The organism is Corynebacterium guaraldiae, assembly GCF_053480195.1.
In genome coordinates this window covers 184,121-197,398 of the sequence record NZ_JBRBAU010000003.1, presented here as the reverse complement: position 1 = coordinate 197,398, position 13,278 = coordinate 184,121, and the positions used below count along the sequence as shown (strand labels likewise).

Below are 13,278 nucleotides of genomic sequence, written 5' to 3'. Positions count from 1 at the left end.
AACCTTTCTAGCGGTACATGCATACTTTATGGGTTATTAACTGGCTTTTTGGGCCGCGCCTCCACCCGCGCGGGCCCCGTTGGCTTTAGTCTGGGAGGACACATGCGTGCGATGAGGAAGGCTGACTTGAGCGTGTATCCCCACTTGGCTTCGATCGATGCTGCGGTGTGGCCCGGTGTGGCTACTGTCCCTTCACCGCGCCTACTGCGTATGAAAGCTGGCCGGGCTGAGGCGGAGTTCGCGCAGGCCTGTTCCAAGGCTGGGGTAGAGCTGGACGGCGAAGACCCAGATGTCACCGTGCTTCACGACGCCCTCTTCTCCCGCATCGCCGATTCGGGCTGGCTGGGCCTGGCCGAGTCTTATATGGCTGGCGAGTGGACAACTCCCGATTCTGAGCGCCTTGTCAGAGTCCTCACGCGGCTGGTGGGGGTGGGTTATCGGCCGAAGGCCAAGGAGCTTGCCGTGGAGACATCGAGCCCTGGTGAACTACCCCTTGACGTTGTGAAACTGTACGCAGGTGACTCGTTGAGCCATTCGGGCGGCATTTTTGCAAGTGGCGTACCCACTACGGTGCGCGAGGCGGTGCGTAGCTATAGCGCGCGTGCGGGCAGAAAAGAACCCAAAGAGCACTTCGTCGATGTAACCACGGTGACCGAGCCGGCATCAACGGACCGCGAGGACTTGGGCGACGCACAGCGTCGCGCTGCGCAGTGGCTTCTCGACGCCACCCGCACCGGCGCCGGAACCCACCTCCTGGTCTACCCAGCCACTGGGCTGCAAGTAGCGGTTCAGGCGGTGGCCCGGCGCGCCACGGTGGACGTGCTTACGGGCGACACGGAGCAGAAGGCGCTTTTCGACGAGCAACTGCTTCTCGAAGGCGCCGCTGATTCGGTTCACGTGCAGGGCATAGAGACGGCCTTGCCCAACCCAAAGAAGTGGCGCGGGCGGTATGACGCGATAGTGAGCGTCGAAAAACTGGAGACGCTTTCGCCGCCGGAACGCCGCCGATATGTCGAGATGCTGGACCGCTCGCTGGTCAGTGGCGGGCGTCTGGCTTTAGCTTCGCTTTTTGCCACGGATGCGATGACTCCGGCGGCTCGTTCGGCGATTCAGGTTCTGCGTGCCTATATCTGGCCTGGCTTGGAATACCCGTTGTTGGAAGAAACCCATAGGCTCTTCGATAAGCGTTCCAACCTGCGAATCATCGCGCAAACCCACACCGGAAGCCACTACCTCGAAACGCTTCGCTACCAGCGCAGCTTTTTCGATGGCCGCCACCGCGAAGCCGGGGCAGCCGGGTTCGATCAGGTCTTTCGACGCCTGTGGACCTTCCAATTTGCCCTGCGCGAGGCGGTGCTCAGCCTGGGCATGCTGGATGCCGTGCACGTGGTGGCGACCCACCGCCACCGCGGCGGCCGGCGTTAGCGGTCTACACTGGGGCGGCGCCAACGTCACAATTCACTTTGCCGCCCGGAGGATAAGAGTATGTCAGAGCGCCCAGGAATTATCGCGCACCGAGGTTATAACGGCTGGTACCCCGAAAACACATTCCGGTCCTTCGAAGAAGCCCTCAAACTCGACGTGGCTGGTGTGGAGTGCGACGTCAACCTAACCAAAGACGGAGAAGTCGTAGTTATCCACGATCAGACGGTGGACAGGACGTCGGATGGCGCCGGCGCTGTTGGCGACATGACCCTAGAGGAGCTGCGCACACTCAATTTCGGTACCCACGGGGATCCGCAACGCATCATGCTTCTCGACGAACTCGTGGACCTCGTCATGTCTTACCCCGGAAAGCAGCTGCTCATAGAGACGAAGCATCCGTCTCCTTTTGGTGCACGCCTTGAGGAATCGGTAGCGGAAGTCCTACGCGGCCGACAGCTCGATGCCGACCCACGGTTTAGCCTGATCTCCTTCAACCCCGAAGCAATTGCTCGGTTTCGACACTTCTTGCCGTCCTTGCGGTCATTCCTTCTCCTTGAACCTGATGAGGGAGTCCCGGAAATGCTCGAGGGTGCAACGGGATTTGGGCCTTCGATTCACCAAGCGCGGAGGGACGCCGACTTCTTTGTCGGTGTTGATGCCCCGTCCTACGTGTGGACGGTGAACCTGCCAAAGGACATGGAGTGGTGCCGCGAAAACGGAGTATCGCTCATGGCAACCGACCTGCCAGAGCTGGCAATCGACGTGCTTTCGCGCAGTTAGCCAGCGTTAGGCTACATCCTCATCTGATCCGTCATGGACCGAAATGGTCTATCTAAAGAGACGGCGGAGTTCTCTCATTAACGCGACGTGATGTGAGGTCTTCCATTGTGTTGCTTGTGATGTTCCCCACGCGCAGCATGGGTTTTCGAGTGCTCGGCTCCGGAAATTTTCCTGCTGTTTATCAAGTCAATACTTTCAATAAACTTTTTGTTTACTGCCTTGGTCTAGTTTCTTCTGCATGGCAATTTCCACCCCGGCAAACGGGCTAACGGCTGCGATCCCTGCAGTCACTGAGAAGCCGGTCGTCTCCGAGGACTTCGCGCGTCATCCACGCAAACGGAAGCTCGATTGGAAACAGATCGGTCTTGCGGCATTGCTCGTTGGCCCGAACCTTCTCCTTCTCGTTCTTTTCACTTATCGGCCGTTGGTCGATAACATTCGCATCTCTTTCTTTAACTGGAATATTTCATCGCCGACGATGACCTTTGTCGGTCTTCAGAACTACATCGACTGGTTCCAAGCACCGGATACCGGACGCGTGGTGTTCAACACTGTCGTTTTTACTTTCTTCGCGGTGGCCGGTTCGATGGTTTTGGGACTGGCTCTGGCATTGCTGCTGGACCAAAAGCTTTTTGGTCGCGCTGCGGTGCGTTCGATGGTCTTCGCTCCCTACGTCATCGCAGGTGCGGCGATTGGCGTGGCCTTCCAGTTTGTCTTCGATCCCAACTACGGCCTCATCCAATACTTCTTGGGGATCATCGGGGTCGATGTGCCGAACTTTTACCAACAACAGAACTGGGCGCTGTTCATGATTACGGTGACCTACATTTGGAAAAACGTAGGCTACGTCTTCGTTATCTATCTGGCTGCCTTGCAAGGACGGCGCCGTGATCTTGACGAAGCATCGGAGATTGACGGTACCCCGGCCCCGCGACACTTCTTCCGTGTGGTCCTGCCGCAGCTTCGCGGCACCACCTTCTTCTTGCTGATTACCGTGCTGCTCAATTCCTTCCAGGTCTTCGACATCATCAATGCGATGACCGGTGGTGGACCGTTCGGCTACGGAACTTCCACAATGGTCTTCCAGGTGTACCAGGAGACCTTCATCAACAACCGTGCCGGCTATGGCGCAGCAGTAGCTACCATCATGTTCCTCGTAGTGCTTGTCATTACGGTGCTGCAGATTAAGTTGCAGGAAAGGATGGATAAGTAAATGTCCGAAAGACGCGCAATTCCGGCTTCCGTCCAGGTAGGTCTCCCGCAAGCCAAAGGCGAACTGCCGCCCGTTCCTGGCTCCCAATCCCTCGCAGCGCCGGTCATTACTGATGCCCAGCGAAAACGCAAAGGCGAGCCAATTGATCACAGTCATCCAGCGACGAAGGTCATCGGCTACATCGCCTTGGTACTGACAGTGCTGATGATTATGGTGCCGCTGTACTTTATTTTCATCACCAGCTTCAAGTCTTTCCAGGACGTGTATTCGGATCCAATTTCCTTCTGGCCTAATCCTTTCAAGGCGGAGAACTATTCCTACGTCTGGCAGACCTCTGGCTTCTCGAGCTACCTGAAAAACTCCGTCATCATCACTCTGATCCTGACGGTGGTAGAGGTAGTCCTCGGCGTTCTGACTGCCTATGCCTTCGCATTCATTCGTTTCCCCGGCCGAAACCTACTGTTCCTGCTTATCATCGCCTCGCTGATGGTTCCCAACCAGATCACCATTATTTCGAACTACTCGTTGGTTGCGTCGTGGGGTTGGAGAGATACCTACGCTGGCGTCATCATCCCACTGGCGGGCGTGGCGTTCGGTGCCTTCCTCATGCGCAATCACTTCCAGTCATTGCCCCCGGAAATTCTCGAGGCCGCTCGCATGGACGGAGCAGGTTTCTTTACCACCTTGTTCCGAGTGGTCCTGCCGATGTCATGGCCAACGCTGTCCGCGTTCGTCCTCATCACCGTGGTCAATGAATGGAACCAATACCTGTGGCCCTTCCTGATTACGGATACACCGGCTGCAGCCACGCTGCCGGTGGGCCTGACCCGCTTGCAGGATGCGGAAGGCGTCACAAACTGGGCGCCGGTGATGGCCGGTACGGTGTTGACAACCCTGCCCATGATCATCATCTTCCTCATACTCCAGAAGCCGATGATCAAGGGTTTGACTGCGGGCGCAGTCAAAGGCTAGTCCGTCTGCCTGCTGTCTCTATGCCCAACTCAATCAAGTCCCCAACTCTTCACCTCCAAAGGAGAACCTCCCCATGTCTCGTAAGACCACTACTCGCATCGTCGCTGCCTGCGCGGCACTACTGACCACCGTGTCCTTGACCGCTTGTGCAGGTGGATCGACCACCGCAAGCAACGGCTCGAAAGATGACGGCGATGCCAACACCATCACTTTCTGGTCCAATCACCCGGGATCCTCGCGCGACTTAGAGCAAGAGCTCATTGATGAATTTGAGAAGGAAAACCCGGATCTCAAGGTTGAACTGGTCACCGCGGGATCCAACTATGAGGAAGTTGCGCAGCGCTTCAATGCTGCCCTCGCAGGCGGCGATCTGCCTGACGTCCTCGTTGCCTCCGACGTCACCTGGTTCAACTTCGCACTGAATGAGGCCACCACGCCGCTCGATGACCTCTGGGAGATGAACGACATTGACTCGGAGAGCTACGTCGATACCCTGCGTGAGGACTACAAGTACAAGGACAAGCACTACGGTGTGCCGTACTCCCGATCCACGAACCTGATGTATTGGAACACCGATGACCTCAAGGCAGCGGGGCTTCCTACCGATCGTGGCCCGAAGGACTGGGAAGAGTTCGACGAGTGGGCTACCAAGATCAAGGACAAGCTCAACAAGCCGGCTGTTACTGTTCCGGACGGCTCCAGCTATCTCGACTGGTACTTCCAGGGCATGATTTGGGCCTTCGGTGGTTCTTACTCTGATGAGTGGGAACCGAACTTTACCTCGAAGGAGTCCATCGAGGCCGGTAAGTTCCTCCAGGCCCAGGTCAAGGAAGGCCACATCGAAATCTCCACCGACCCGACCGTTGCATTCGGCTCCGGCAAGGCTTCCGGTCTGCTGGAGTCCACCGGTTCCTTGGGTGGCCTGAAGGAGACGGCAACGATTCCGTTCATCACCACCTACCTGCCGGGCCCTGGTCCTTCGGCAGCGACTGGCGGTGCCGGACTGGCCGTGCCGGCTGGCATTTCTGACGAGCGTAAGGCTAACGCGGTTAAGTTCATTGACTTCCTGACTAACACCGAAAACACCATCAAGTTCTCCCAGAAGACGGGTTACATGCCGGTGCGCAAGAATGCTTTGGACGATCCGGAAGAGAAGAAGTTCTTGGAGGAGAACCCGAACGCGCAGACCGCTATCGAGCAGCTCAATGAGAACACCAAGCCGCAGGACTACGCTCGCGTCTTCGTACCGGGCGGCGGCCAGCGCATCGGTGGCGTTCTTGATCGCATCACCGTAGGAAATGAGGACGTGGAGACCGCATTCGGTGACCTGCAGAAGGAGACCCAGAGCGTTATCGACCGCGACATCACCCCGAAGCTCAAGTAACGCTTCGGACAGTTTGAAAGGACACCATGGCTACAGTTGAATTCCGTCAAGCTTCAAGGATTTATGATCCGAAGAAGCCTCCGGCGGTTAGCCGCATAAACCTAGATATCAAGGACGGCGAGTTCCTAGTACTCGTCGGGCCTTCGGGCTGCGGCAAATCTACGACATTGCGCATGCTCGCTGGCCTTGAGCCAATCGACGAAGGGCAGATCTTCATCGACGGGGCTGACGTTACTGAAGCCCGCTCGCGGGATCGCGATGTAGCCATGGTGTTCCAATCCTATGCGCTGTACCCCAACATGACAGCGCGCCAGAACATGGCCTTTGCCTTGCAGAACGCCAAGGTGGATAAGGCAACCATCGAAAAGCGCGTGAATAATGCCGCGAAGATGTTGGAACTGGAAGACCTCATTGATCGCAAGCCTTCCGCTATGTCGGGCGGCCAGCGCCAGCGCGTGGCTATGGGACGCGCTATCGTTCGCCAGCCTAAGGTCTTTCTCATGGATGAGCCGCTGTCCAACTTGGATGCGAAGCTGCGCGTATCGACGCGTGCGCAAATCTTGCAGCTGCAGCGCGAGCTCAACACCACCACGGTCTACGTCACCCACGACCAGACTGAGGCCATGACCATGGGGGACCGCGTGTGCGTTCTCAAACAAGGCATCATTCAGCAGGTCGACGCGCCGAACACGTTGTATGAGAATCCGGGTAACTCGTTCGTGGCGACGTTTATCGGTTCGCCGGCTATGACTCTCATCGACAACGTCCCCTTCGTCGACGGTCGCGTTGTCGGCGGCAAGGACCATGCTTTGGACTACTACATGCCGCCGGAGCAGGCCGCGAAGGTGGCATCGGATCGCGTCATCGTCGGCGTGCGCCCAGAGAACTGGGAAATCGTTGGCGTGAACCAACCCGGTGAGCAATATGGGCTACCAGTTCGGGTCGACATTGTGGAGCACCTTGGCTCCGAGTTGTACGTCTACGGCGGCCCAGAGGAGTCGGCGGACGACGTCAGCGCAGTCCGTGGTGACCGTATCTCAGTGAAGGTGCCCCGAGGCGTTGACGTGCGACAAGGCGACACGATTTACCTGCGCCCGATTAAGGGAGGTTGCGTCTTCTTCGCCCCAGACACCGAAATCAATTACGACTATCTATAAGCTGCTTCCGCCACGACTGACGTGCCGGTGGCGAGGCTCCCACAAGGGGTGCCGCCACCGGCACGGTGCTATGGAGTGACGACCGGACGGGAAGCCCTCTCCAACAGTACTGCAATCGAGTCATAGGTCTTGCCCGCAATCATTTCTAGACCCATCTCGCAGGTGCGGTTATCAGAGACGTACGCGTCGAAGTGTTCGGCGTCGAGAGAAGCGCGCTCCTCGCGGGTAGCGGACTCAACAAGCTCTGGGTGAAGCATGACGCGGTCGCCAGCGGAGCCACAGCACATCGCGCCCTCAGGGATCTTGGCGTCACCGCAGAGGTTGGCCAAGTCAAGGAGGTCCTGGCTAATCCCCATGTGGTCTGTCGAGCACGTCGGGTGGACGGCGATGCTGCCCATGCTCTTCACGATTGGCAGGTGTGGTGCAATTTCATCACGCAACCACTCCACGACATCGAGGATCTTTAAGTCCTCCCAGAGCTCGCGGTCAGCGGGGGAGAGCACCTCCGGAACCGAGTCGAGCAGCCCGTGGGTGCAGCTTGCAGCATCGACGACGATGGGCAGGCGGCCGTGCTCCGACCAGTGCCAGAGATCGCGAACTATCTTTTGAGCTTGATATTCAAATCCCTCTTTGTAGCCCTTGGATGACCACGGCGTGCCGCAGCAATCGCCCGCGACGTCTTCTGGGATCCACACTGGCTGGCCAGCACGGCGTCCCAGTTCCACGATGGCGCGCGGGAGGTCTACCGAATCCTTAGCTGCCCCAGCAGGACGGCCGAAGATGCGGTTAATACAGGCCGGGAAGTAGAGCGCGCCAGCACCCTCGCGCGGAGTTTCCGGCAGACGCGATGCAGCCTTCGGAAGTGGGCCTGGGACGGTCGGCAGCAAGTCGGGGGCCACCACGTTACGCGCCATGTTGGCCCCCAGTTCCAGAGGCTTGTGAGGAACCTTGTTGGCGGAGACGATGCCAGCGCGGGCAAGCTTCTCTACCAGCTCCCAGCGCTGCGCCGTCGTGAGCGCCACTTTCTCGCGGGCAGGGGTTGCCTGCTGAGAACGTAGCTTCTTCATGACCGCACCGGTATCGATGCTGATCGGGCAGGGGATTGAACACGTGCCGTCGGCCGCGCACATGTCGACGGCGTCGTACTGATACTCCTTCTGCAGCTGCGCCAAGACCTCCGAGCCTTCTTCCTGCCGAGCCATCTCGCGGCGCAAGACGATGCGCTGGCGTGGGGTCACCGTGGCGCGGCGGGAGGGGCAGACAGGCTCGCAGAAGCCGCACTCAACACAGGGGTTGATCTCACTTTCAACCTTGGGGAAGGACTTGAAGTTGCGCAGGTGGATGGTCTGGTCGCGCGTGAGTTTTACGTTCGGTGCGAGGATGCCCTTGGGGTCGATCATGTTCTTGACCTCCCAGAAGAGCTCGAAGGCCTCCGTGCCCCACTCGTGCTCCAGGAAGGGCGCCATGTTGACGCCAGTGCCGTGCTCGGCCTTCATCGAGCCCTGGTACTTATCAATGACCAGCTCAGCCAAATCATCCAAGAACGCGGCATAGGACTCGCGCTCCTCCTCAACGTCGAAGCGCGGGGTGAAGAAGAAGTGCAGGTTGCCAAAGGCAGCGTGCCCCATGACGGATTCCGGGTAGCCGTACTTGGCCTGCAAGTCCAACAGGTCCGCTGCAGCTTCGCCGACCTGGGAGGGTGGGAAGCAGACATCCTCGGTGATGTATGCCGTGCCATTCGGGCGATCCGCACCCAGCAGCCCGTACAGGCCATTGCGCAGTTCCCAGGCGCCGCGCATTCCTTCTGCGGTGGTGAGGAATTCGAGGGGGCGCAGTAGTGGGGCGTCGGCAAGCACTGCGCGCAGGCGTTCCATGGCCTTGTCCAGGTCTGCCTCGTCGCTGCCGCCGACCTCCACGAGGAGTGCTGCGGCATCGTCATCGAGGTTGCGCCAGGACTCCGGGGCGTGGGAGTAGTGCTCGGCCGAGCGGCGCATGACCGGGGCGACGAGGAGCTCGCAGGCCTCCGCGCCGGTTTCCATGATGGGGTGGACGTAGTTGGCCGCATCGCGGAGATTGGGCAGCTCGACCCATGTCGTGGCCTTCACGCGCGGTAGCTTCACCGTGCGGATGACGGATTCGGTGATGGCACCGAAGATGCCCTCGGAGCCGATGAGGAGGCGCTTGAGGATGTGCACGGGTTCGTCTTCATCGAGGAAGGCGTCAATTCGCAGGCCATTGGTGTTGCGAATAGAGAACTTGGTGCGCAGGAACTCCACCATCTCGGTGTTGGCGCGTAGCTTGTCGCGGAAGGCCAGCAGATCGGCGTGGAGCTTTGGCTCCTGCTTGCAGAAGGCCTCATCGCCCCGCGAGGTATCCACGATGGTGCCGGAGGGCAGGACGAAGATGAGCTCTTCAATGCTGTGGTAGCTGTCGCGCTCCAAAGAACAGCGCATGCCGCCGGAGTTATCCGCCAGCACGCCACCGATGGTGCATACGGACGTGGAACCCGGGTCCGGCCCCAGCATGAAGCCATGGCGGGAAAGTACGGCCTGGGCATCGCCCAAGATGACGCCGGGGCGGGACCACAGCTTGCGGCCTTCCTCGCGTACTTCCATGCCGCCGAAGTGGGTTTTGACGTCGACGAGGATGTCATCGCCCATGGATTGTCCGTTGAGCGAGGTTCCTGCCGCGCGGAAGGTCATGTGGCGATCGTGGGTATCGCAATATTTCATCAAGGCAGACAGGTCCGCCGCGTTGCGAGGGGAGACCACGATGTTGGGGATGGAGCGGTAGGGGCCGGCATCGGAGGAGAAGCGCACGAGGTCACTGAGGCGTCCATGCACGTTTTCTGCGCCGACGATGGCTTTCATATCCGCGAGGAGTTCGGCGGGGGAGCCGTTCTTGAAGCGTGCGGGGACGGCGTCGGCCTGGCTTGTGGTGCCGGCTGGGCGAGAGAAACGAGAGGAATCGGGGCTTAGTAGCTTGGACATGTTTCTAATCTATCGCTTGATAGTAAATATGGGTCAAACCGGGTACGTGAGGTTCATCATATGGGATACTCAATTCATCTAGTGAGACACCTTCTGGAAAGGAAACACCGTGACGAACCCACGCACAGAGGGGGAGACCGGCGAGAAACTCGCCGTGTATATCTTCCCCATCGTCATCATTGCCTGCGCTTTTGTCGCTTTCATGAGCCCCAACACCTTTGAACCGATAGGGCAGTACACCTCGCAATTGCTGATGGTCATCATGTTCTCGATGGGTCTGACCTTGACCATTCCGGACCTGGCCCTCGTGGCGAAGCGTCCGTTGCCCATCTTCTTGGGTGTTGTCTGCCAATTTGCCATCATGCCGACCAGCGCCGTACTCGTGGCAAAACTGCTGGGGCTTTCCGACGCCGCCACCGTCGGCCTCATCCTCCTCGGCTCTGTCCCCGGCGGTACCGCATCCAACGTCATGGCTTACCTGGCCAAAGGTGATGTTGCACTGTCGGTGGCGATGACCTCGGTATCGACCCTCGTCTCACCGATCATGACGCCTTTGCTCATGCTGTGGCTGGCAGGGAAGACCGCCGAGGTCGACGGCGCCGGCATGATGTGGTCGCTGGTTCAGACAGTGCTCATTCCTGTAGGGCTCGGCCTCCTCTTGCGCGTTATCGCCAGCAAGGCAGTGGACAAGCTTCTGCCGGCCTTGCCGTGGGTGGCCATCGCTGGCATCGGCGGCGTGGTCATGGCGGTGGTGTCAAAGTCTCAGGACAAGCTTGTGACCGTGGGCCTGGTCGTCTTCGCAGGTGTGGCCATTCAGAACCTCATCGGCTTCCTTTTTGGTTATTGCTCGGCGAAGCTTGCCCGTCAACGCGAGGCGGCGGCGCGTACTACGGCAATCGAGGTGGCAACACAGAACTCCGGATTGGCTTCGGCCTTGGCGCTGCAGTTCTTTACCCCAGAGGCGGCGCTGCCGGGTGTCGTGGCCGCGGTGTGGGCCAATGTCACCGGAGCGATCTTCGCCGCCATCGTGCGCCGCAAGCCCATTGTCAACGAACCCCAGACCGAGCGAGCAACTGTTGCTGTGTAGTTAGCAGGCGCCTCTCTCACAAAGCAGCGTCTTATGGGCGGCTAGCAACTACTGTGCTAGCCGCCCTTTCCATTTGTCCAGACCTGAAAGTGCAGGCACGCTGGTCGTCGCCAAGCACTGCCCGGATGTTTGGCGATGACCACCTGCAGGTATGCACTTCCTGGTCTGCGCTTTTGGAAGCAGTGGCACAGTGCTCCCAGGAATGGATCCCCTAATCGGTGCCTTTCGGGACGGCGCTGCCGGGGCCAAGCCGCCGACGGAACCGAAACCAAAATCTCCCTGAGCTTTGGTGTGTAACACCAGAAGAAGTCGGGGAGAAGTATGCGTCTTAAGACCGGCTAAACCTGCGAGAGGTCATGGTCCTTCAGCTCCTGCATCATTATGATCGCGATGAGGGAGATGAAGCAGACGATGATGAGATAGTATCCCACATAATTCACGTTATAGGAGCTGACCAGCCACGTTGCGATGAATGGTGCCACTGCAGCGCCGAGGATCGATGAGACGTTGTACGCGATGCCGGAACCGGTGTAGCGCACGTTGGTGGGGAAGAGCTCAGGAAGGACGGCGGACATAGGGCCGAAGATGAGTCCCATGATGAACATGCCGACGACGAGGAATCCGAGGACCGAGTTTCGGTCAGCGTTGTCGATGCCGAGGAAGAAGGGGAAGCTAAAGCCGAAGGCAATCATGATGAGCGAGGTTACGGTCAAGATTGGCTTGCGCCCGTACTTGTCCGAAAGCATCGAGGATACGGGAATGCCGATCATGAACATGAAGATGGAGATCAATTGGATCTCCAAGAACTCCAGGTAAGGGATTCCCAGGCCTAGTTCCTTGGTCTTATCACCAATGCCGTAGGAGAGAATCCAGGTGGTGACCAGGTAGAACAGCGTGTAGCAAGAGACCATGACGAAGGTGCCGATGATCATTGGCTTCCAGGCGATGCGGAATGCTTCCACCATAGGGGTCTTGACCTTCTTGCCTTCGTCAACGGCCTGCTGGAAGACAGGAGTTTCTTCTAAGCGCAGGCGAACATAGAGGCCGATGAGAACCATGACCGCAGACGCGAGGAAGGGCAAGCGCCAGCCCCATTCCATGAAGGTGCCGGTGGTGTCACCGCGTGAGTAATCCATGGTGGCAACCAAGGTCAGGAAAAAGCCGTTAGCTAAGAAGAAGCCGAAAGGTGCGCCAAATTGTGGCCACATGGCAGCAGAAGCGCGCTTGCCTTCCTCAGCGGTTTCGGAGGCCAACAGTGCTGCGCCGGACCATTCGCCACCCAAGCCTAAGCCTTGGCAGAAACGCATCAGGGCCAGCAAGGCCGGGGCGATGATGCCTGCGGTCTGGTATGTGGGCAGGATACCGATGATGAAGGTGGCGATGCCCATTGTCAGGAGCGCACCGACGAGCGTGGCTTTGCGGCCGACGCGATCGCCGAAGTGCCCGAAGAGCAACGAGCCCAGCGGACGTGCGATGAAGGCCAGGCCGAAGGTGGCGAAGGACTGGAGCAGGGCGACGGTGGGATCCTCGGTCTTTGGGAAGAAGAGAAAAGGAAAGACGGCTACGGCTGCCGTGGCATAAATACAGAAGTCGTAGAACTCGATGGTCGTGCCAATGGTCGAAGCCACGGCAATACGAACACGATCACGTTTGGTGAGTCGCTGTGTTGTGCCCGCTGACTTCGGCAGCGTGGTGTTGACGGCGGTCATGTGAGAGGCGCCCTCCTCGAAAATTTCAATAGCTTGATTGGTTATGGAGGAAACACTACCAGTCTCACTGGTTGAAATGAAAGTCTCATTGAGTGAAAAATTCAAAGCGAGTGACTAGCGGTTGAAAGCTGGGGAGTGGAAGCGTGGTTAAAATGACATAATGTACATTATCGGACAACCACTTATGCACTGGGCGGAGGGGGATCTTTCCTTCAGCGCCGCCCGGTTCCGAGTTTGTTCCTTGACTGTACTGTCTCGACTTTCTCGTGGACGCTCATGGTTTCACCCTGGTCGCAGCGCGTGCTGTTGGCGGCTGGCTGGCGATTGGTTTCTGAGCTGCGTGTCGTATCGGCGTTGCCGATTCTGTGTTGGGAAATCCTTCGTGGCTGCAAGGTTCCTTTGCTTGCTACCTTCCGGATGTCCCTTTTTGCGCGCCACTCCTTGTTTGTGGATAAGGTCTCGTGTGCGGGGTTGCTATAGTTGGCGGCCGCTTACCTTCATCTGCGCCTCCCTGTTGGCTGCTTAGTGGGCGGCCCAAATTGCCATTAAATAGTCACAGTT

The 13,278-nt window shown here is 58.6% G+C and carries 9 protein-coding genes; 7 read left to right on the top strand and 2 right to left on the bottom strand.

Going from position 1 to position 13,278, the window contains the following annotated elements; genetic code table 11:
• Positions 1-132: 132 nt before the first annotated feature.
• From ACUY3D_RS03880 to ACUY3D_RS03855, 6 genes are all read left to right on the top strand, one after another.
• Positions 133-1,425 (top strand): SAM-dependent methyltransferase, encoded by a 1,293-nt coding sequence (locus ACUY3D_RS03880; protein ID WP_070596587.1) that lies wholly within the window; start codon positions 133-135, stop codon positions 1,423-1,425.
• A 60-nt stretch (positions 1,426-1,485) separates the two neighbouring features.
• Positions 1,486-2,205: a glycerophosphodiester phosphodiesterase gene (locus ACUY3D_RS03875; RefSeq protein WP_070520437.1), complete on the top strand. Its 720-nt coding sequence runs from the start codon at positions 1,486-1,488 to the stop codon at positions 2,203-2,205.
• 238 nt (positions 2,206-2,443) lie between these two features.
• A complete protein-coding gene (locus ACUY3D_RS03870) occupies positions 2,444-3,418 on the top strand; it encodes a carbohydrate ABC transporter permease (protein WP_448240372.1) in 975 nt (324 codons plus the stop codon).
• Complete coding sequence (locus tag ACUY3D_RS03865; protein ID WP_144677133.1) at positions 3,419-4,390, top strand: carbohydrate ABC transporter permease; 972 nt, start codon at positions 3,419-3,421, stop codon at positions 4,388-4,390.
• A gap of 73 nt (positions 4,391-4,463) precedes the next feature.
• Entirely contained in the window at positions 4,464-5,774 is a 1,311-nt protein-coding gene (locus tag ACUY3D_RS03860; protein ID WP_448240371.1) for an ABC transporter substrate-binding protein, read from the top strand.
• A gap of 26 nt (positions 5,775-5,800) precedes the next feature.
• A complete protein-coding gene (locus ACUY3D_RS03855) occupies positions 5,801-6,931 on the top strand; it encodes an ABC transporter ATP-binding protein (protein WP_448240370.1) in 1,131 nt (376 codons plus the stop codon).
• A gap of 68 nt (positions 6,932-6,999) precedes the next feature.
• On the opposite strand, the gene ACUY3D_RS03850 is transcribed toward ACUY3D_RS03855, so the two are convergent.
• Complete coding sequence (locus ACUY3D_RS03850) at positions 7,000-9,921, bottom strand: FAD-binding and (Fe-S)-binding domain-containing protein (RefSeq protein ID WP_448240369.1); 2,922 nt, start codon at positions 9,919-9,921, stop codon at positions 7,000-7,002.
• A 109-nt stretch (positions 9,922-10,030) separates the two neighbouring features.
• Between ACUY3D_RS03850 and ACUY3D_RS03845 the strand changes: the two genes are divergently transcribed.
• The gene (locus ACUY3D_RS03845; RefSeq protein WP_448240368.1) at positions 10,031-11,008 is read left to right on the top strand and encodes a bile acid:sodium symporter family protein; all 978 of its coding nucleotides are present in this window, start codon (positions 10,031-10,033) and stop codon (positions 11,006-11,008) included.
• A 338-nt stretch (positions 11,009-11,346) separates the two neighbouring features.
• Here the strand turns inward: ACUY3D_RS03845 and ACUY3D_RS03840 are convergent, their stop codons facing one another.
• Positions 11,347-12,717 (bottom strand): MFS transporter, encoded by a 1,371-nt coding sequence (locus tag ACUY3D_RS03840; protein ID WP_448240367.1) that lies wholly within the window; start codon positions 12,715-12,717, stop codon positions 11,347-11,349.
• Positions 12,718-13,278 lie beyond the last annotated feature (561 nt).